14 protein-coding genes are annotated in these 20,415 nt (G+C 45.2%); 12 read left to right on the top strand and 2 right to left on the bottom strand.

Features of this window, described 5'->3' with window-relative positions; all coding sequences use genetic code 11:
- Positions 1-269 precede the first annotated feature (269 nt).
- The 9 genes from PHU49_02210 to PHU49_02170 all read left to right on the top strand — a co-directional run bounded on the left by PHU49_02210 (position 270) and on the right by PHU49_02170 (position 12,438).
- Positions 270-1,556 (top strand): TolC family protein, encoded by a 1,287-nt coding sequence (locus tag PHU49_02210; GenBank protein MDD5242807.1) that lies wholly within the window; start codon positions 270-272, stop codon positions 1,554-1,556.
- On the top strand, positions 1,546-2,691 hold the full coding sequence (locus PHU49_02205; GenBank protein MDD5242806.1) for an efflux RND transporter periplasmic adaptor subunit: 1,146 nt from the start codon (positions 1,546-1,548) through the stop codon (positions 2,689-2,691). Before PHU49_02210 ends, PHU49_02205 begins: the two co-directional genes overlap by 11 nt.
- The gene (locus tag PHU49_02200; protein MDD5242805.1) at positions 2,688-3,362 is read left to right on the top strand and encodes an ABC transporter ATP-binding protein; all 675 of its coding nucleotides are present in this window, start codon (positions 2,688-2,690) and stop codon (positions 3,360-3,362) included. The genes PHU49_02205 and PHU49_02200 overlap by 4 nt, the downstream gene beginning before the upstream one ends.
- Positions 3,331-4,554: an ABC transporter permease gene (locus PHU49_02195; GenBank protein ID MDD5242804.1), complete on the top strand. Its 1,224-nt coding sequence runs from the start codon at positions 3,331-3,333 to the stop codon at positions 4,552-4,554. The genes PHU49_02200 and PHU49_02195 overlap by 32 nt, the downstream gene beginning before the upstream one ends.
- A complete protein-coding gene (locus PHU49_02190; GenBank protein ID MDD5242803.1) occupies positions 4,551-5,774 on the top strand; it encodes an ABC transporter permease in 1,224 nt (407 codons plus the stop codon). Before PHU49_02195 ends, PHU49_02190 begins: the two co-directional genes overlap by 4 nt.
- A gap of 246 nt (positions 5,775-6,020) precedes the next feature.
- Positions 6,021-7,469, top strand: coding sequence for a UbiD family decarboxylase (locus PHU49_02185; GenBank protein ID MDD5242802.1), 1,449 nt, complete (start codon positions 6,021-6,023; stop codon positions 7,467-7,469).
- Between the two features lie 65 nt (positions 7,470-7,534).
- Positions 7,535-8,752 (top strand): TAXI family TRAP transporter solute-binding subunit, encoded by a 1,218-nt coding sequence (locus tag PHU49_02180; protein ID MDD5242801.1) that lies wholly within the window; start codon positions 7,535-7,537, stop codon positions 8,750-8,752.
- A gap of 107 nt (positions 8,753-8,859) precedes the next feature.
- The gene (locus PHU49_02175; GenBank protein ID MDD5242800.1) at positions 8,860-10,776 is read left to right on the top strand and encodes a TRAP transporter fused permease subunit; all 1,917 of its coding nucleotides are present in this window, start codon (positions 8,860-8,862) and stop codon (positions 10,774-10,776) included.
- 27 nt (positions 10,777-10,803) lie between these two features.
- A complete protein-coding gene (locus PHU49_02170) occupies positions 10,804-12,438 on the top strand; it encodes a class I adenylate-forming enzyme family protein (GenBank protein MDD5242799.1) in 1,635 nt (544 codons plus the stop codon).
- Positions 12,439-12,502: 64 nt separating this feature from the next.
- Here PHU49_02170 and PHU49_02165 read toward each other — a convergent pair whose 3' ends face one another.
- Both PHU49_02165 and PHU49_02160 read right to left on the bottom strand, forming a co-directional pair.
- The gene (locus PHU49_02165) at positions 12,503-12,748 is read right to left on the bottom strand and encodes a hypothetical protein (GenBank protein ID MDD5242798.1); all 246 of its coding nucleotides are present in this window, start codon (positions 12,746-12,748) and stop codon (positions 12,503-12,505) included.
- A gap of 179 nt (positions 12,749-12,927) precedes the next feature.
- On the bottom strand, positions 12,928-14,367 hold the full coding sequence (locus PHU49_02160) for a sigma 54-interacting transcriptional regulator (GenBank protein ID MDD5242797.1): 1,440 nt from the start codon (positions 14,365-14,367) through the stop codon (positions 12,928-12,930).
- Positions 14,368-14,540: 173 nt separating this feature from the next.
- Between PHU49_02160 and PHU49_02155 the strand changes: the two genes are divergently transcribed.
- Genes PHU49_02155 through PHU49_02145 form a run of 3 tightly spaced genes read left to right on the top strand, consistent with a single transcriptional unit; the run spans position 14,541 to position 20,404 of the window.
- Positions 14,541-15,584, top strand: coding sequence for a TAXI family TRAP transporter solute-binding subunit (locus tag PHU49_02155; protein ID MDD5242796.1), 1,044 nt, complete (start codon positions 14,541-14,543; stop codon positions 15,582-15,584).
- 58 nt (positions 15,585-15,642) lie between these two features.
- Positions 15,643-17,559 carry a TRAP transporter fused permease subunit gene (locus PHU49_02150; protein ID MDD5242795.1) on the top strand — a complete coding sequence of 639 codons (1,917 nt, stop codon included), beginning with the start codon at positions 15,643-15,645 and terminating at the stop codon, positions 17,557-17,559.
- Between the two features lie 55 nt (positions 17,560-17,614).
- The gene (locus PHU49_02145; protein ID MDD5242794.1) at positions 17,615-20,404 is read left to right on the top strand and encodes a molybdopterin-dependent oxidoreductase; all 2,790 of its coding nucleotides are present in this window, start codon (positions 17,615-17,617) and stop codon (positions 20,402-20,404) included.
- Positions 20,405-20,415: the final 11 nt, after the last annotated feature.

The raw sequence follows: 20,415 nt of genomic DNA, 5'->3' as shown, positions 1-20,415 counted from the left end.
GGCCTACCGCCATCATGGTTACTATTTTTTAGTTGGAGTGTAGAAAATGAATTACGTTCATTTTTATGCGTATTGTGCATCAGAACAATTGGATTTTTTGATGGTCCTGCAAGCTGGTGCTATTAAAAAACATATTGACAGGCAAACACACTTCATATAAAATGAACATATGTTCATGTGAACAATTGTTCAGTTACCGGCAGGAGGTCCGTAACCTTGATCGATGTATCTTTGAATAATTCACGAAACTATGGTATAAAAGGGCAAAAATGAAGATCGTGCTCGCTGTTTTTGTCATTCTCGCCTTTGTATCAGGTACGGCATTATCCATCACCCTCGATGAAGCGTTAAAGCGAGCCGTAGACGGCTCGTATCTTTTAAAAGAACAGAAAGAGATCGTTGAAAGCTACCGGTTTTCTTACATCTCCACAATTGACCCCTATCTGCCGAGGGTGGATATCCAGAGCTCATACATACGGTCTCTCAATTCAAGGGATTCTGTGAGCAGTTATTCGAGCTTCAGCTCCGCATCGGATGTGGGGTCTTCGCTGGATGCTTACACGTTTGCCGGAAGTATTTCCTACAGGATATTTGACGGCGGCGAAAGGTACGCAAAACGGAAAGGGTCATACTCCCTTCTCGAACGTGAGAAAGAGAGATATAAAGGCATACGCCAGGATGTCATCTACAGCATAAAAAACGCTTTTTACACGGCCCTTGGCAGCGGGCTGATCGTCGGGAAAAGGCGGGAGGCCTTTAACAGCGCAGAGAGGATTTATAAGCTCACATTTGCAAGGTACCAGGAAGGGATAACCAGGAAAAGCGATGTCCTCCAGGCAGAGGTGAGGATGACTACGGCCAAGATAGATGTGCAGAGGGCGGAAAGGGAATACGAAAAGGCCCTCGAAGATTTGAAGTCACTCATATTCATGAAAACCGAAGAGACCGTCGATGCCGATGGGCCTCTTGAAGAGCCGGGTTACAGGGCCGATTACGCAAGCCTTGCCGAGCGCGCCATTCGCTTGAAGCCCGAGATAATGACCCAGGAAAAGGAGATAGAGCGGTTGAATATGGCCTATGCAGAAAAAAGGAGCGCCTGGTTTCCCAAAATTGACGCGGAACTTCAACAGACCAGGCAGGACAAAAGGTTTTTTCCTGAAGGAAGAAGTGACTCCTTCATGATTAATTTCACATTCCCGCTTTTTGACGGCGTCGGAAGATATTACAATATGAAGGGAGCCCTGAGCGATGTGGGTGCTGCAAAACAGCGGCTTGAAGAAACAAAGCGTACTGTCAGGCTCGACATCATAAAGGCAATCAAGGACTATGAGCTTACCCTGGCAAATGTCAGTTTGTATAAAGAACTGGTAAGGGAAGCGACCACGACATTTAACCAGTTGCTTGGTGAATACAGGGTCGGCAAGGGCGATATCCTGAGCCTTCTTCAGAGCGAGAAAGACCTTGCGTCCGCAAAGGAAAATGAAGTCGACGCGCTTTACAGGGCCAACGTTGCCCTGTCCTATCTTGAGAAGGTGGCATACATCTATGATGAATAAAAGAAAAAAATACATCACTGCCGCGATTGCGGCGATAGTCATTGCAGGGCTGGTTATATTCTTTGTTGCACGCGGGAAAGGTAAGCCCTCAAAAGACGGGGAATCGTTTACAGTAAAACGGGGAAGCGTAACCTACTTCACTGAACAGACCGGTATTATTAAGGCCCAGGTGGGAGCCATCGTTAAGGTAGGCACCAGGGCTACCGGCGTGCTTACCCGGTTGAAATACCAGGTCGGTGACTATGTAAAAAAGGGGGAATTGATAGCCACTATCGATGACCGCGAACTCCTTGCCAACAAAAGAAACCTTGAGGCCCAGATAGAGGAGCAAAAAAAGGATCTGGAGGTTAAAAACGCCCAGTATCTTTATAACAAAAACGATTTCGAACGGGAAGAGAGACTTCTTGAAAAGGAATTCACGACAAAGGATGCTGTGGATAAGGCAAAAAAGGAACTGGATGTAGCCGTTGCGCAGGTGGCGCTCGGAAAAGCAAAGGTGAAAGGGGCTGTAGAAAAACTGAAGGCCCTTGAGGTCTCTCTGAGTTATACAAAGATATATACCCCTATATCAGGCTATGTATCAACGGTTTCCACACAGGAAGGGGAAACGGTGGTATCCGGTCTTTCTGCGGCGATTCTTATTACAATTATCGACCCCAGCAAGCTTGAAATGTGGATATATGTCGATGAAACGGATATAGGAAGGACCAAGCCCGGCGTAAAGGTTGAGTACTGGGTGGATACATACCGCGACAAGAGGTTCTCGGGGAAGGTTGACATGATCTATCCACAGCCTGAAATAAAGGACAATATCGTGTATTACCTTGCCATTGTGAAGATAGACCCGAAAGATGCGGCACTTCTCAGACCGGAGATGACAACCCATGTGAGGATCATCGTTGAAGAAAAGACAAACGTGCTTATTGTGCCGAATAATGCTGTCAGGTTCGAGGAAGGCAAAAACGTGGTGTATATCAATAGGGGCAAAGATAAGGCGGAACGCAGGGCAGTGACCCCCGGCATAAGGGATGATAATTTTACAGAAATTGTTTCAGGCCTTGCTGAGGGAGAGCAAATTGTTATACCTTCTATAAAAAAGGCCCAGACAAACAGCACACCTGGCGTAAAGAAGTGATTAGCCTTAAACATATCAAAAAGAGTTATTTCATAGGAGAACGCGAGCTGCCCATCCTCAAGGGTATAGACCTTGAGATCGGGCAGGGTGAGTTTGTTATTCTTATGGGTGTTTCAGGGTCGGGTAAAACCACCCTTATGAATATTGTGGGTTTGCTTGATAAACAAACAGAGGGTGAATATGAGTTTATGGGCACGAGCATCAACGGTATCGATGATGAGGCTCTTGCTGGATTCAGGAATATGCATATAGGTTTTGTCTTCCAGCAGTTTTTTTTGCTTCCTTATCTTAATGCGATCGAGAATGTCCTCATCCCGATCGTATATTCAAAAAAACAGATAAAACATCCCCGTGAAAAGGCCAGGCAGCTTCTGGGAAAATTCAGTCTTGCTGAGAGGATACACAACAAGCCTTCGCAACTGTCAGGCGGAGAGCAGCAGCGGGTTGCCATAGCCAGGGCGCTTATTAACGATCCCGATCTTATCCTTGCCGATGAACCTACCGGTGCTCTGGATTCTAAAACCGGCAATGAGATTATGGAGCTGTTTTGCATGCTCAACGAAGAAGGAAGGACCGTTATCGTTGTTACCCATGACCCGAAGCTTGCCTCTTTCGGCAAGAGGCTGATAAGGATTGAGGATGGGGCTATCTCTCAAGATACTGCAACTTAGAGAATTTCTCGAAGAAATCCTTAAGATACTCTATTATTACCGGGGGAGGGTGATATTTTCTTTTTCCGGTGTTGCATTGGGCATACTTTCCATCTGCATCATTATTACCACGATTGACGGGGCCAACAAGAAAGCACATGATATTTTTGAAGTGCTCGGTCCGGACTCCATCATGGTTTTTGGCGGCGGGGAGAGGCAGCGGGCAGCAAGGGTGAGAATCAATAGTTTAACCTTCCGGGATGCAGATTCGCTTTACAGGATAGAAGGGATCTATGATCTGATGAAGGTTTATCAGGTAAGGAATGTCATGATGAAGTATAAAGGGGAAAAATGGCAAACCCAGGTAGTAGGTTCTACCACGAACTACTTTGAATCCTTTTCATGGGGTTTTCAGGCGGGCACGCCATTTGTAACCTATGACTATGACAATGCAGAGGCAGTGTGTATTATCGGTGCAAAGGTGTATGACGAACTGTTCAAGGGTGAAGATGCGATTGGGAAGACAATACTTGTAGGCAAACTTCCGACAAAGGTTATAGGAGTGCTTCAAGAAAAAGGGGGCGCCGTGGGTGGCCCCAATATTGACGACAGGGTAGTCATGCCCTTGACAACAGTAATGAGCAGGATTGCCAATGAAAAACGATATCTGGGCATGATGAGGCTCAAGACTGACAGGGATATCGACAAGACCGTTGAAGACATGAGAACGGTACTGAGAAGCAATCATGGTCTTCGAGGGACAGCAGAGGACGATTTTACAATAAGGAGCTCTAAAGACATAATGAAATTTGTTACGGTGATCTCGGGTCAGCTTTTCCTTTTCCTGGGTATAGCAGCAATAGTGGCGCTTGTTGTAAGCGGTTTTGTCCTTGCAAACCTCTTTTATCTGACCATACAGGAACGACGCAAAGATATCGGCATCAGAAGGGCTTACGGGGCGACAAGAAGGGGAATTCTGTTTTCTTTTCTCTTTGAATCGATAATTATAACGTTCATCGGTGGAATAGCAGGCATCCTGTTGAGCGTGGCACTTGGCGGGACCTTTGAAAAGCTCTTTGATATTCCCATGTTATTTTCCTATAAGGTTGTTGTCTTTGCCCTTCTCTTCAGCTTTCTTACCGGTTTGCTTTCCGGTCTCAAGCCGGCGTTACGTGCGAGCAGGATTGAACCGATAGAGGCAATAAGGGGATGATATACTCATTCAGACTTTATCTCAGGATAGCCTTTCAAAATCTTGTTATACATAAGGCCAGGATGGGGCTTGCACTGCTTGGCATCCTTTTTGCGGTTATGAGCCTTGTTGCCTTCGGCAATATTAGTGATGGTTTGAAAAAACAGATTGAAAATGAAATCGATAAATTCGGGAAAGATTTGATTGTTCTGCGGACAGGGATTGTACATGTGGGTGGTAGAGGCACGCACCAGTTCGGCGAATCGAAGACCCTGAAACTTGAAGATGTAAATAGAATCAAAGACTCACTTTCAGATGTTGTAGAGGCTGTGCCGTTTTTTGACATTTCGTATCCTGCCGGTTACGAAGACAAAAAGATTACGGTGAGCATCACGGGGGCCACCGATACAATATTCAAAATAAGGAACTTGGAACTTGTGATGGGCAGGTATTTTACAAACGCTGAAAATCTTAATGCAGAAAAAAAGGCTGTTGTTGGATATAAAGTATTTGATAATTTTTTTCAATCAGGCAACCCGATAGGCAAATATATCCTTATATCCAGGGTGCCCACGCAGATTATAGGCGTTATGGATGAAAAAGGGACAGATCTGACTGGACAGGATCAGGATTTGCAGGTCTATATGCCTTTAAACACATTGATGAGACGTTACAGCAATGTCGACTATATAAAAGGCGCTTATCTTAAGGTGAAGGCCGGTGTTGACCTCCCGCAGATGAAACAGAAACTGAGGACATTCATACGGAAAATACATAATATGAAACCGGAGCAAAAGGACGATTTTTCGATTTTCACCATGGATGATGTTGTCAAAACGCAGGAACAGGGCATCCGCCTTGTATCGGTTCTGACAATAATAGCCTCGACTGTTTCTTTTTTAATAGGAGGACTCGGCATATTTGCCATTATGCTCCTTTCCATATCCGAGAGAAAGCTAGAGATAGGGATAAGAAGGGTTGTGGGTTCCAAAAAAAGGGATATAATATTTCAGTTCCTCACGGAGTCGGTTATTGTAGCGCTGGTCGGAGGAGCTTTGGGTGTGGCTGTGGGGTTTATCATCACCATGATTGTCAGTTATTTCAGTAAACTTCCCTTTGCTTTGTATCTGGGGAATATCCTGCTTTCCCTCATCATCAGTATAGCGGTGGGCATTCTGGCAGGTATCTACCCTGCCATCCAGGGTACGAAATATGAGCCAGTCAGTGTGCTGTACGGGTAGATACGATAATCGAACATTATTAATTACCAATCAAAGAATATCCAATAATCAACGGGTATAGCCCCAGTCCTCCCCGCTTATAAAAACCGCTTGACAAAATTTCTAATACCGTATAATAATTGTTTACCGACCGGTAGATATAATAAAGTCTAGCAAAAGGTGAATAAACTGGCAACATGGAACCGCGCTCAAGACGTGAGCAAGAAAGATTGCTGGCCAGTTAAATCATGACACAACAGGAGGGTTATGGTGAAAAAAGATAGTAATATACCTCAAGACCTAAGGATGTTCCTAAACATCCTTGAAGAAAAAGGTCATCTGGCTCGCGTTGAGGGGGCCGACTGGAACCTGGAAATAGGCGCCCTAAACGAGATCATGGCTGAAAGAAAAGGGCCCGCCCTGTTGTTTGATAAGATCAAGGATTACCCTCAGGGTTATCGCATTGCAACAAACGTTCTTTACAGGGACACCTTCCAGAAAATAGCCTTCGGTATGCCGGAGGAGCTGGGTAATATTGAAGCAATAAGATACTGGATGGACAAGCTGAAAAGGTTTGTTCCCGTACCTCCCAGGGTTGTCGACAGCGGCCCAATCCTGGAAAATATCCTGGAAGGTAAGGACATAGATGTATTGAGATTTCCTGCACCAAAATGGCATGAACTCGATGGGGGAAGATATATCGGAACGGGGGTTACAACCATCACGAGGGATCTCAATGAAGGGTGGGTCAATGTCGGAACCTACCGCGTCATGATCCATGACAAGGAAACGGTTTCGTTTTATACTTCACCAGGGAAGCATGCCTTAATAATGAGAGAAAAATATTGGGCCCAGGGGATGGATTGCCCGGTAGTTATGTGCTTTGGCCAGCAACCATTAATCTTTGGCTGTGCAACATTGGGTTTGCCATGGGGTGTTCCGGAACTGGATTTTGTTGGTTATATGCAGAATAAGCCTGTAGATGTTATTATCGGTAAAGAAACCGGGTTACCAATACCCGCGAATGCGGAAATTGTCATTGAGGGTTTTTCTCCCCCGCCGGATAAGGATGGCAGGCCGGAAGGTCCCTTCGGAGAATGGACAGGATATTATGCGTCGGGGAAAAGGAATGAACCTGTAGTCCACATCAAAAGGATCTATTTTAGAAATGATCCCATAATCCTGGGGCAGCCTGCCGTCATATCGTCAATAAACGTGTATCCTGTCCCTCTCCATAATGCCATCAAGTTGTGGACCGACATTGAAAAACTTGGCTTACAGGGGATAAAAGGTATATATGTGCACGGCCCGGGGAACAGGATAATATGCGTGATCTCACTGCAGCAGAAGTTCCTGGGGCATGCGAGACAGGTCGCCACCGCAGTGGGGGCCCTCCTCGTGGAGGGTGCATGTACCGGAAGGTATATTATTACCGTAGATGACGATGTCGATCCTTCTAACCTGGATGAGGTATTATGGGCGGTATGTACAAGGTCGGACCCTGAGACGGCGATTCATATTATGCCTGGTTTTCTTTCGAGCCCCCTGGACCCGATACTTCCTCCCGAAAAGAGGGAAAGCGGGGATTATACTACAGCAAAGGTATTCATCAACGCGTGCAGACCATATCATTGGAAGAATAGTTTCCCGCCAATAAGTATATCTTCTCCTGAAATAAAAGAAAGGGTAATGACGAAGTTTAAGGGTATATTTTAGAGATGAAAAAGAGTCACCTGAGTAGCCGGTGTATGACACCGGAAAAACAAAAAAAGGAGGGTATTATGAAACGGAAAAGTATGTTTATGACTGGGCACACAAGAATGTTTGGTTTGTTGTTTGTTTCAGTGATCCTGTCGGTAGTCCTATTGTTTCCTTGTATGACACAGGCGCAAGGCAAATCTCCGGCACAGCCTTCAAAGGTAAAGGCCCCGGATATTATCAAGCTGGCAACCTATGACATCGGTGCTACCGGGTATGTAATGTACGGTTTTCTGGGAGAAGCCATTGGCGAGAAATTTAAAACGAAGTTGAGAGCCATGCCTATCGGTACTGATATAGCCAGGATAATCCCCGTGAAGAATAAACAGGTAGAGTTTTGCGGCCAGGGTGGGGACGTCTACTTTGCGGCAGAGGGATTAGACAGATATGCCGACAAAAAATGGGGCCCCCAACCTCTCAGAGTAGTCTGGTTAGCACGGCAGCCAGGTCATGTGGGGATAGTGAGAGGAGATTCGGGAATAAAGAAATGTGCCGATCTGAAGGGAAAGAGGGTCCCCTGGATCCCGGGCTCGGTGTTCAACACGTTTCACGAAGGTTTGCTGGCGTTCGGCAACCTCACCTGGAACGATGTGCAAAAGGTTCAGGTATCAGGGTTTGGCGCGATGCTGAAAGCCCTTGTTGATGGTAAGATTGATGTAGCGATGGCTGCCATCACCGTGCCGCCGGCCTACGAGCTCCAGGCAAGCCCTCACGGCGTTGGGTTTATAGAGCTTCCCGTTGCCGACAAAGCGGGTTGGGCAAGGCTGAATAAAATTCTCCCGGCCCTTTCCCCCTATAAGGCAAAGTTTGGTCCCGGTGTCTCAGACGCAAAACCTGTTGAATGTTCGAGCTATCCTTACCCGGCTACAGTTGCCTACGATTTTCTGGATGATGACATGGCGTACTTCATGACGAAGGCAATAAACGAGTCTTATCCTATTATGGCAAAAAAATCGGATCTGATGAAACGTTTTTGGAGCCAGGAAGAATGTCTTGCCCTTTACGAAAATAGCAAAGGATATATATTCCATCCAGGTTCCGTACGGTACCTGAAGGAGATCGGAGTTTGGAAGTCAAAGTGGGACCAGGTCCAGGAGAAAAGGCTCGCACGGCAGAAAGGCCTGAAAGATTTGTGGAATAGAACTATAGCTGAAGCCCAGACTAAAGGGATAAAGGATGAAGACTTCCCCCAATTCTGGACAAAGAAACATAATGAGCTCTTTGGAATTCTGGCCGATTAAAGCAGGCTCTGGTATTGCGGTTATCTTAAACGGATGGTATGTGCCTTTGGCAGAGGTCTACCTGAATTCAAGGCATGTTATATGTTTAAAAAAGTGAGGTAGTGGATATGGATCTCAGAAAATGGATTATTGTTGTGCTGTCTGCCTTTGGTATATTCCTGGCAATCGACCAGGTGTTCTATCTCTCCCTTCTTGGTAATCTCGATCTTGAGAATTCTTACAGTTACCTGCTCATGGCTCTTTTCCTCTCAAGCGTGTTTCTGACATTCAGATTAAACGGACAGGGGAAGTATAAGACGATCTCTGTATGGCTTGATGGAGTGTTGTTTCTCGCGAGCCTTCTTATCAGTCTGTATATGGCCGTGGAAGGTTACGATATACTTATGAAAGGCTGGAGCGCCGTCGCCCCCATGCACATGATTGTCCTCAGCACTATACTCTGGTTCCTGGTATTGGAGGCAACGCGGCGCACCGGCGGACTTGCCCTGTCCATTGTTGTGGCTTGTTTTTCATTTTATCCACTATGGGCCGAACTTATGCCCGGACTGTTGAAAGGGGCCGGTCTCGACTTTCAGGCGACAGTTGCTTATCATATTATGAGTCCTGATAGTGCCCTGGGTATACCGCTCAAAACGGTGGGCAATATCCTCATAGGGTATCTTATCTTCGGTGTTGCTCTGGGCGTTACCGGTGCAGGTGATTTCTTCTTGAAGCTGGCCACGAGTCTTTTTGGCCATGCGCGAGGAGGTGTGGCGAAGGTGGCCGTCATAGCCAGCGCTCTTTTTGGTTCAGTGAACGGCAGCGCGGTGGCAAACGTGATGACCATCGGTTCTATAACGATCCCTCTAATGAAGAGAGTAGGTTATCCTGCCCATTTTGCCGCTGCTGTTGAGGCATGCGCATCGAATGGCGGGCAGCTTATGCCCCCTGTGATGGGTGCAGTAGCCTTCGTCATGGCATCTTTCTTGAACATTCCATACCTTCACGTGGTACTTGCTGCCATAGTGCCCTCTCTTCTTTATTATTTTGGACTTCTTGTCCAGGTAGATGGCAGGGCTGTGTCACTGGGGTTAAGCGGGTTGCCCAAATCTGAGCTTCCCTCATTCAGAGAAACCATAAAGGAAGGCTGGTTTTACCTCTTTTCCCTGATAATTCTTTTAACGTTCTTGTTTTATAGGATGGAGACGCAGGCACCCTTTTACGCATCGGTCTTTCTTCTTCTCATAACCAACCTGAAGAAAAATACAAGGCTGAGCCCTAAGAAGGCTCAGGAATTTTTTTATGGTTTTGCTCAGACGATGATCCAGCTTGTAGCAATTCTCTGTGCTGTGGGGATGGTCATAGGGTCACTCGCGATCACAGGGGTTGCCCATGCTTTCCCGAGTGAGATCTTGCACCTTGCGGGCAAGAACCTGCCATTTATGATATTTCTCACGGCAATGGCGAGCTTTATCCTGGGAATGGGCATGAGTGCAATAGCCGTATATATCTTTACGGCCGTGATACTGGCCCCGGCTCTTGTGGAGTTGGGGCTCAATGTGATGGCAGTGCATATGTTTCTCCTCTATTGCGGCATACTGTCATTTATCACCCCACCCGTATGCATTGCGGTATATCCTGCGGCAGCCTTCGCCGGAGCCAGCGTGATGAAGACCGGGTGGACGGCTGTGCGCCTGGGTGCAGTTTTATTCATAATTCCTTTCTTTTTTATTATAGAACCGGCCCTCGTGTTGCAGGGGTCTATCTCTAAAATAATCTATTCATGCGGTACAGCCTTCTTTGGAGTGTGGCTATTGGCATCTTCCCTGGAAGGATATCTCGCCTGGGTTGGTCGTTTTGGTGCTCGCAAAGGTGATAACAAATTCGAATGGTTCTTCAATAATTTATTAAGATGCGGACTGTTTATATCTGGCTTCTTGTTTATGATTCCGGGAATCTTGACTGATATTGCCGGATTAATGGTTGCAGCGTGTGTAATACCTTTACAATACAAACTCAATAGAAGAAGTATAGATGTTAAATAATAATTTTGGTAAAAAAGGGGAAATGTAATGAACCCAACACGATTTACACAGAATATGATTGATGAGTATGTAAGGATGGGATACTGGGATTATAGCCTGATATCCGACTACTGGGATAGAAATGCCTCATCCCGCCCTGATGTCGTAGCTCTTGTTGAAGAAGATTCGAAAATCACATGGGCTGAATCAAAAAAACAGATAGACAATATGGCTGCTTCCTTGATTGAGCTTGGTATTGAGAGGGATGAGAGGATCGCCATACAATTACATAATTGTATTGATCTTTTTACTTTCCGTCTCGCCTGTGAAAAGGCTGGTATAGTAGCGGTTACCCTGCTTCCTAATTTCCGGGAGGCAGAAGTTTCTGCTATTCTCAAATATACAGAGGCCGCAGGGATGGTGATCCCTCACGAATTCAGGCAGTTTAACTATATGAACATGATGAAAAAGCTAAATACTGATTTGCCCGCACTCAGGCATGTTTTTGTTATAGGTGATGATGTGCCTGAAGGGGCTATTTCAGTGAAAGAGATGGCGTCTCAAAAAAGAGAATATCCTTCAGATAATTTCCAGAAAACCCGTTTTAGTCCCTTCGAAACCTTTCAAATAGCAACAACGACGGGCACAACAGGAATGCCGAAATGTGTTGAATTGGTTTCTGCTGTTCGTCAATGCACGGGAAAGGTAATAAAGAATAGATTAAAAATTACCGAGAAGGATGTTGTTGGAGCATTTGCACCTGCGATAGCGGGAGGATGTTATAATGAGGTCTACAGGGCATCCCCGATGGCCGGTGCAAAAATCGTTCTTGCAAAATACTTTACCCCTGAAGAGATACTTACACTCATTGAAAAAGAAAAGGTGACTGTGATTGCAACAGTACCGGCGATCCTTATTAGAATCCTTGAACTACCTGATTTTGAAAAATACGACGTTAGTTCTATTCGAATTGTGAAATATGGTGGTTCTGCACTCCCGTATGATCAGGGGCTCAAGGTTTGGGAGAAGTTTAAAAAGCCAGGCTTGCCCGCATACGGCACACTTGATGCTGGGACAACGAGCTCATCATTTGCGGATGACACAAAAGAAAACCTCCTCACCACGGTGGGCGTGCCATTGGACGGTAATATATGCAAGCTTATTGATGAGGGGGGTCAGGAAGTTCCTAAGGGCGAGATAGGCGAGGTTGTTGTGAATGGACCACACTGTGAGCCAGGATATTACAGAGATTCAGAGGCAACCCAGAATGCATGGTCAGATGGGTGGTTTCATACCGGTGACCTTGGTAATTTTGATAATGAGGGCAGGTTGACCATCAGGGGTAGACGTAAGGATATGATCATCCGGGGTGGTCAGAACATTTATCCTCTTGAAATTGAGAGTATCCTTCTTCAGCATTCGAAAATACTAAAGGCTGCTGTTATCGGGATACCTGACCCTAAAATGGGGGAAAAGGTATGTGGCTGTTTGGTGCTTAAAGAAGGGGAAACATTGGATCTTGCGGAAATCTCACTTTTTTTCAGAGAAAGAGGTGTAGCGGCATTTAAGATACCGGAAAGAATTGAATTGTTAGATGACCTCCCTCTTGCTGGCAGTATAAAGATAGATAAAAAACAGCTAAGGCAGGGTATTGAGAATAAGCTCAGGCAAGAAGGAATATAGAGTGTCCTTAGTTCCCAATCCTATTTTGGTAACGGCAGAGCAGCTTATGTCTTTTTGGGAAGATTTATGCCATTGAGTATACTATCTTTTGTTCTCGCATCTCCTTTCTTATCATCCCTTTTGCCTCAAGATATTTTAAATGAGCGATCGCCTCTCCGGTAGCAAAAAATTTCTGCATAGCAGGAAAAGAATTCCAGGAGTCACAATCAATATTCCATGTCATCTGTGATGCCACCTGATAGGCATTTTTACTACCTTCTTCCAGTATGGAGATGACCTCGTCACCTCTCTGCTGATGATGATCTTTCAATTCCCTGATCCTCTCTTACCGGTATCCTGTATTATACAGAACCTCTATTCTCAAGGTGTACTAATTTTGGGGGACAGGTCACTTGGCCGCGGTTCCATGTTGCCAGTTTATTCACCTTTTGCTACACTTTATTATATTTACCAGTCAGTGTACTGTACGGGTAATTCCTGGAGTACGAATCATAAATCCGGACGAATATTATGCCTCTTTATCTTCTCGTAAAGGGTTGACCTTGGCATGGAGAGAAGGATTGCCGCCTTTCTCTTGTTTCCGTTTGTCTGCCTCAGGGCAGACGTGATGAGATTTCTCTCCGCCTCTGTTATTTCCTGTTTTATGCTGTGCGTGTTTTCAGGCACCTCAGTATGGTGCGGTTTTTGCGCGTGTACCGGAATATCAGAAGGCAGGTGTTCAGCTCTGATCTCTTTGTCGTTTGATGCCTTAATGATGGTTTGGTCTAATACGTTTATTAATTCTCTCACATTGCCCGGCCAGTAATAATTATAAAGAATATCCATTGCCTTGTCAGATATGGTCTTAGGTTGCATTTTGAATGATTGGGAAATTTTTTTAATAAAGTAATCAATATAAATGGGTATATCTTCCCTTCTGTCTCTCAAAGGAGGAATGTAAATAATAGCCTTTGCGACCCTGTAATAGAGGTCCTGTCGAAACTTTCCTTCATTTAAGAGGTTTTTCAAATCTATATTCGTGGCTGACACAACCCTGAAATTTATTGTTTTTGCTTTCGTACTTCCTAATCTTTTTATCTCTCTTTCTTCCAGGACTCGAAGAAGTTTTGCCTGAATTGATAGTGGTAGTGTAGAGATTTCATCCAAAAATGCTGTTCCGTTATTTGCCGTTTCAAAATAGCCTTCCTTTCCGAAAGGCAGTGCTCCGGTGAATGCCCCTTTTTCGTACCCAAAAAGTTCTGACTCTGCAAGTTCAAATGGAATAGCGGGGCAGTTTATTTTTACAAATGGTTTATTCAAGCCAGAGGCACTATGAATGCTATGGGCAAACAACTCTTTACCCGTTCCGCTCTCCCCCAAAATCATGACATCGATATTAAGGTTGGAAATATTTTTTGCAGTTTCAATAGCTTCTTTTATTGTTTTGCTTTCCCCAAGTATGTTGTCAAAGGTATAAACTGAGCTATGTTCTTTTTGTTCTTTCTGTTTGAAATGCTGTACCTCTTTTTTAAGTACCTGTATTTCATTGTTTATGTTTTCAACATCTACAAGATTTTGGAATATTATCTTACCAAGACCCCCAACGATTTCCCCTCTTATCTTTAAAGGATATACAGCGCCTATTCTTTTGACCCCCCTCACTTCAAATATCCTTCCAACAATTGGTTTGCCTGTCTTTAATACAGACGGGAGCGCTGAGTCGGGTATGAGCTTTGAAACATCCATCCCCTTAGCTTCTCCCGGCTCCAGGCCAAGGAATCTTTCCGATGCTTTTTCCATATATTGGACGCATCCATTTTTATCGATGATTAACGTACTTTCATATGGGTTACGTAAGAAGAATCGTATAGCGCATCCAATAACAGGATTAAACTCATATCCGGTTGTTAAATCACTAAAAATATCTGATACTAAATCATGTGAAAACATAATAAAACCCTCCAATTTTAGGACATGTCCATTTTATGTACAAAAAAATCATACACTATTTTAATTAATCAAGCAAATTTTAAGCATTTTGCCCTAAAATTCGCTTAAAACCGAATGGCACAAAATTTGCCTGTAGTCTATAATAATACATAAACCAATTTAAGGGGGTTATTATGAAAAAGGTGAGTTGTACTTTTATCAACGTGTGTTTAATTTTTGTGATTGGTTTCCTCTTCTTAGGGGCTGCACCAGAAAAACCAAAACCTGATAAAGACTGGCCGAAGACGTATGCGATAGGATCGGGAACAGGGTCTGTGTATTACGCTATCGCAGGCGGGATAGGTGCGATCTCCGAGAAATATCTGGGAATTGCGGGTATACCCTCAAAGACATCCGGGGCCGAAGAAACAGCACGGCTACTCCACAGGAACGAAATACAATTTGGTTTTATAACCCCTGATGTGGGCTCCGACTGTGTCCGGGGGATAGGTAATTTCAAGAAAACAGGCCGGTTAAACGTGAGGGTTATACTGCAGGATTTCCCCTTGGGGTACACCATTACCACGCTGGAAGGCAAGGGCATAAATTCTCCTTCGGATTTAAAGGGCAAGGCAGGTCATATAGGTGGTCGCGCTTCTCCTATCTGCCGGACTTTTTTTAAAGAAACCCTGCAAGCATACGGCATGAAGGCTGAAGATCTTAAGGCTTCTTTGCCACATGATACCGTTACTGAAGCGATAGAGGCGCTGATCGTCGGCAAAGTTGATTTCTTCATCGATCCCACACCCCATCCCTCCGCTAAGTGGGCAGAGCTTGCAGCGACGCATCCGATGAAAATTGTCAATGTAGATGATGAACATATGAAAAAGATGGTGAAAAACGTACCCTACATGTTTCCGATGAAGATACCGGGCGGGACATATAAAACCATGCCGAAGGACGTCACCGTTTCGGCATTCTCCTCCATCGTTTGCGGGAACGGAGATCTTCCCGACAGATTTGTCTATGAACTAACAAAGGCTGTCTGGACTCATTTCGATGAATTTAAGACCTACCATTCGGGGGCAAAATATTTCAGCACCGAGTCCGTGAAGAGGATAAACTACATGCCTTATCACCCAGGAGCAATAAAGTACTATAAGGAGATAGGGGTCTGGACAAAGGAACTGGATGAACGCCAAAACAAGCTTCTCGCTGAGATTGGAGCTAAAAGATAAACGCTGATGAATATGTTGCGTGTAGTATAAACAGCAATAAAAAGGGTGGGATAGGGGAATGATGAACAAAAAAGCGTTTATCACATTAATTTCCATTGTTATAAGCATATCCGCAGCATTATACATGACAAATGTTTTCGAAACATTCGGGCTGCACATATCGGCAGTTAGTTATTTCAGCTTTATTCTTGGGCTGGTGTTAACCATGGTTTTCATGACGTACCCTATAAAAAAAGGAATGTCAGAGGATAAAACTTGTTGGCATGACCTTCTGTTTATTATCTTGAGCCTGGTGAGTACATTCTATATTGTATTTTTTCCTGAGCTGAGGGAAGAGGCGCTCACGAGCGGCATTTCGACCAATATTGAGATTGTAATGTGTTTTATGCTCGTGATAGCCATTTTAGAAGCTACGAGAAGAATGGTTAATACCACTATGGCAATTATCGCTGCCTTTTTCGTCGCACATCTTCTGGTTGGATCTTACCTTCCGGGTCCGTTGGCAACTTTTTCTTTCAGTCTCCAAAGAATTACCACTCTATTTTATTTCAGCCCTAACGGAATATTTGGATTACCCGTTTCAGTTGCATTTACCATAGTTGTTGCATTTATGTTCTTCGGAGCAATTCTTAAAAGTTCCGGTGCGGCAAGCTTTATAACAGACTTTGCCTTTGCCCTTACAGGCAGATGGACCGGCGGTCCTGCAAAAGCCGCCATAGTTGGCAGCTCCCTTTTGGGGACATTGGAGGGTGCAACGGTTGCTAATGTTGTTACCACCGGAACAATTACAATACCCTTAATGAAACAGAACGGTTTTTCAGCGAATGTTGCAGGCGCAGTTGAATGTTGCGCCAGTAACGGCGCACAGATTATGCCGCCGGTGATGGGGATAGTCGCATTCATGATAGCAGAGGTGCTCGGGGTTCCCTATGTCTCTGTCTGTATCGCAGCGATCTTTCCTGCGCTGCTTTACTACTTAGCTCTTTTCACACAGGTACATTTTCATTCGGCCAAGATGAGGCTGCACGGGTTACCTGCTGATCAATTGCCCTCCATTAAGAAAGTTCTGAAAGATAAATGGTTTTATGTGATCCCCGTCTTCGTTCTCATTTATGCTCTTGTCTGGCTGCACCTCCCTGTTCAGCACTGTGGTCTTTATGCAGCTCTTTCTGCCATTGTGGTGACGATCATAGATTTCCAAAGAAAAAAAGAGACGAGGAAAAACCTGAAAGGGTGGGTTGTATGGTTTATTGAGATTATGGAAAGTACGGCAAAGGACCTTCTCGTACCTGCAATGGCCTGTGCCTCGGCAGGAATCGTCATTGGTTCCATAGACACGAGCGGGTTTGGTTTCAAGCTTTCGAGCATGCTTGTTAATCTCGCCGGGGGAAATTTGTTTTTTCTCCTTCTGCTGACGGCAGTAAGTTCATTTATACTCGGGATGGGCATGTCGTCGGTACCATGTTACCTTGTGCTTGCTATCCTTGTGGCTCCGGCAATGGTGAAAGCCGGTGTAGCTCCCATGGCTGCCCATCTCTTCGTTTTTTACTGGGGTATAATGTCCTTCATCACACCGCCTGTTGCTGTAGCAGCTTATGTAGCTGCCAGTATATCCAAAGGGGACCCTATGAAGACAGGCTACATTGCCATGCGCTTAGCCTTTGTGAGCTACGTAGTCCCTTTTGTTTTTGTCTATAACCCCGGATTGCTACTGGACGGATCATGGAGTACCATAATCCTCTCCATAATCACTGCAACAACGGGTGTTATTGCTATTGCCATAGGATTCGAAGGTTTCTTAGCAAAAAGACTTACTTTTGTAGAGAGGCTGTTCTTCATAACCGGAGGAACACTGGTATTTGCACCGACAACAAAGGTCAGCGGATGGTTTGACGTTATAGGATTCATTATAATTCTCTTCGGGATCATGTTGCATACAAGAAGGTCTGTTGACAGTTTACTATCAAGGAGTTAAGGGACATTGGAAGTTGAATATATTTCAAAGAGATAAAGATTAGAGGGGTAAAACGATGAACATCCAACAAGATGATACATGGATAACGAGCATGTGTGGCAGGTGCTACGGTGGCTGTGCCGTGAGAGTTCACCGTATCAACGGTGTAGCCACCCAGATAGAAGGAAATCCTGATTCTGATATGGGTGCAAGGGGAGGGTTATGTGCTAAAGGACTCTCAGCTCTTCAGGTGCTCTACGATCCAAACCGACTCAATATGCCCCTAAAGCGAACCAATCCCGAAAAAGGGTTGCATGCAGATCCGAAGTGGAAGGAAGTATCCTGGGAAGAAGCGCTGACCGAAATAGCCAGCCGTCTCGGAAAAATACTCCGGGAAGAGCCCGGAAAATTACTGGCACAGACTTCAGTACTAAGGACTTTTTTCTCTTCCTTTGGCCTAAAGCCTTTATTTGACGCGGGAATGAAAAATATCTGGGTAGGAGGGGGAGGACTTCACTGTGGGGCTGGAGCGCACGCAGTCGCCGGTATGATAAATAGCTCATGGTCAATAGTACCGGATTATGATAATTGTAACTATATTATCTATTTTGGCGCCAGCAAAGGCACCGCGGCAGGTCATTCATCAGGAATATCCACCAGGCTTGCTGCAGAGTGCCGGGATAGAGGGGGGAAATTCGTTATTTTTGATCCCCAATGCAATTATGCCGGAGGGAAAGCATCAGAATGGGTGCCCGTCATCCCTGGCACTGACGGGGCAATAGCTCTTGCCATGTGCAATATCATTGTAAATGAGCTGGGTATTATAGATAAGGTGTTTCTAAAAGCAAAAACCAATGCGCCGTACCTCATAGGGCCTGACGGGAGATACGTAAGAGACAAAGAAACAAAGAGATGTTTGGTCTGGGATCAGGACGAGGAAAGGGCCGTACCCCACGATTATCGCGAGATTCCGAATTATCGGGCAGCTTGTGCAGTGAATTATGCGCTGGAAGGAGAGTATAAGGTAAATGGTATTGTCTGCTGTCCTGTTTTTGAGCGTGTAAAAGAGCACCTCAAGCAGTATACACCTGAAATGGCATCAAAGGTATCAACTGTGCCGGCAGAGAAAATCCGAATTATAGCTAAGGAATTTGCCGAGGCAGCAAGAGTGGGGAGCACTGTTATGTTGGATGGACATGAAGTCCCCATGAGACCGGTATCCGCTGTGCTTTTTCGTGGAGGCGAGGGTCACGAAAACTCCTTAATGACCTGTTTCGCCATAGGGCTCCTCAACGGGATTGTCGGATCCGCTGACGTGTATGGAGGTACCCTTGGATGGCCGCCACGGTGTCTTGGATATCCCGAAACAGGCAGGTTCGCTTTTTCACCGTACATGGGGGTCGATGGATTTCTGCAGACCGATTATTTCGGGCCAGCCATGTTACACCCGCCCCATCGTATCAACGAGGTTAAGAACACATTTGATGGATTAACCGGAAGAGTAATACTAGAAACAGTGCGTGATAAAGAAGGCAGATTAATTGTGGAGTCAGGATCTGTTGTTACCCGGGATATTGCATACGAACTGGCCCGTCTGCCGGAAAGGATGATAAAGGTAGAAGAATTTAAGTCATGCGGGCCATGGCCCCTCAAGGATCCTGCAATGACAGGCAATGCCCAATTGAAAGATATCTTTGGCATTGGTTTTGACCCAGGAGTATTCGGGGCAAGCGATCAGGATGAAATATGGCAAAAGATCAACCTGCCCTATAGGTTCGAGATGATGTTAAGCTGGGGGTGTAATACTCCGCTTAGTGTTGGAAGCTGGGAGGCCATAGAGAATAGCCTTAAGAAGATACCATTTATCGTGGTAGTGGAACTTTTTAATACAGAGCTTACAGAAGGTTTTGCCGATATTGTGTTACCTGACTGCTCTTACCTGGAAATGTTGAGCTGGACCGAAGGAAAGGGACAGAATTTTAACTATCCTTACGGCATGGGCGACTGGTGTTTCCATACTGTGCTACCCGTAGTAGAGCCGGAAAAGGAACGGAGAAGCTTTTTGCCGGTTGTCTGGGAGCTTTTTGACAGAATGGGGATGAGGGCAATACTAAACAAATCAATGAATGACTTTTTTGATTTTGATGAGAAACACGCCTTGAAACCAGACGAAATATTTACCGAAGAGAGTCTGGCAGACAGGTCTCTGAAGTTCTGGTTTGGTGAGAAACATGGCTTGGATTACTTTCGGGAACATGGTTTTATCAAGTGGCAAAAAAAGGTGGAGGAAGCCTACTGGAGATATTTCGTTGACTGCAGAGTGCCTATCTATCTCGAGTTTTTGATAGATATGAAGGAAAAAATGAAAGTAATAACTGATCGAATAGGGCTTGACGTTGACTACACGCAGTACACCCCGTGCATTTCGTGGACACCTTGTTCAATACACAAAGTAGACGACCCGGAATATGATCTTTACTGCTTCTCGTACCGCGATGTGCTTCATACAGGCTCTGCTACCATGGAGCAGCCCTGGATTGATGAGGCAAGCATGATGAATCCCTATACTTACCACATATGTATGAATGAAGACACCGCAACGGCAAAGGGTCTTAAAAGTGGTGATTCGATTGTGGTTGAGACGGTAACAGGCAGGAGGGTAACGGGAACCTTGAAGACAATGCAGGGCCAGCATCCACAAACGTGCTCAATCGCCGCCTGCGCCGGCCATTGGGCAAAGGGAATGCCTATTGCTAAGGGCAAAGGGACAAATTTCGATAATCTCCTTGAAATAGACCTTAAACATTCCGACCAGCTAAGCCTCAATCTCGAAACGGCAGTACGGGTCAGGGTGATAAAAATTTAGAGGGGTGGTTT

Source organism: Syntrophorhabdaceae bacterium (assembly GCA_028713955.1).
GTDB lineage: Bacteria > Desulfobacterota > Syntrophorhabdia > Syntrophorhabdales > Syntrophorhabdaceae > UBA5609.
Note: the sequence above shows the minus strand (reverse complement) of the source record. Positions and strands in the feature narration are given on the sequence as shown.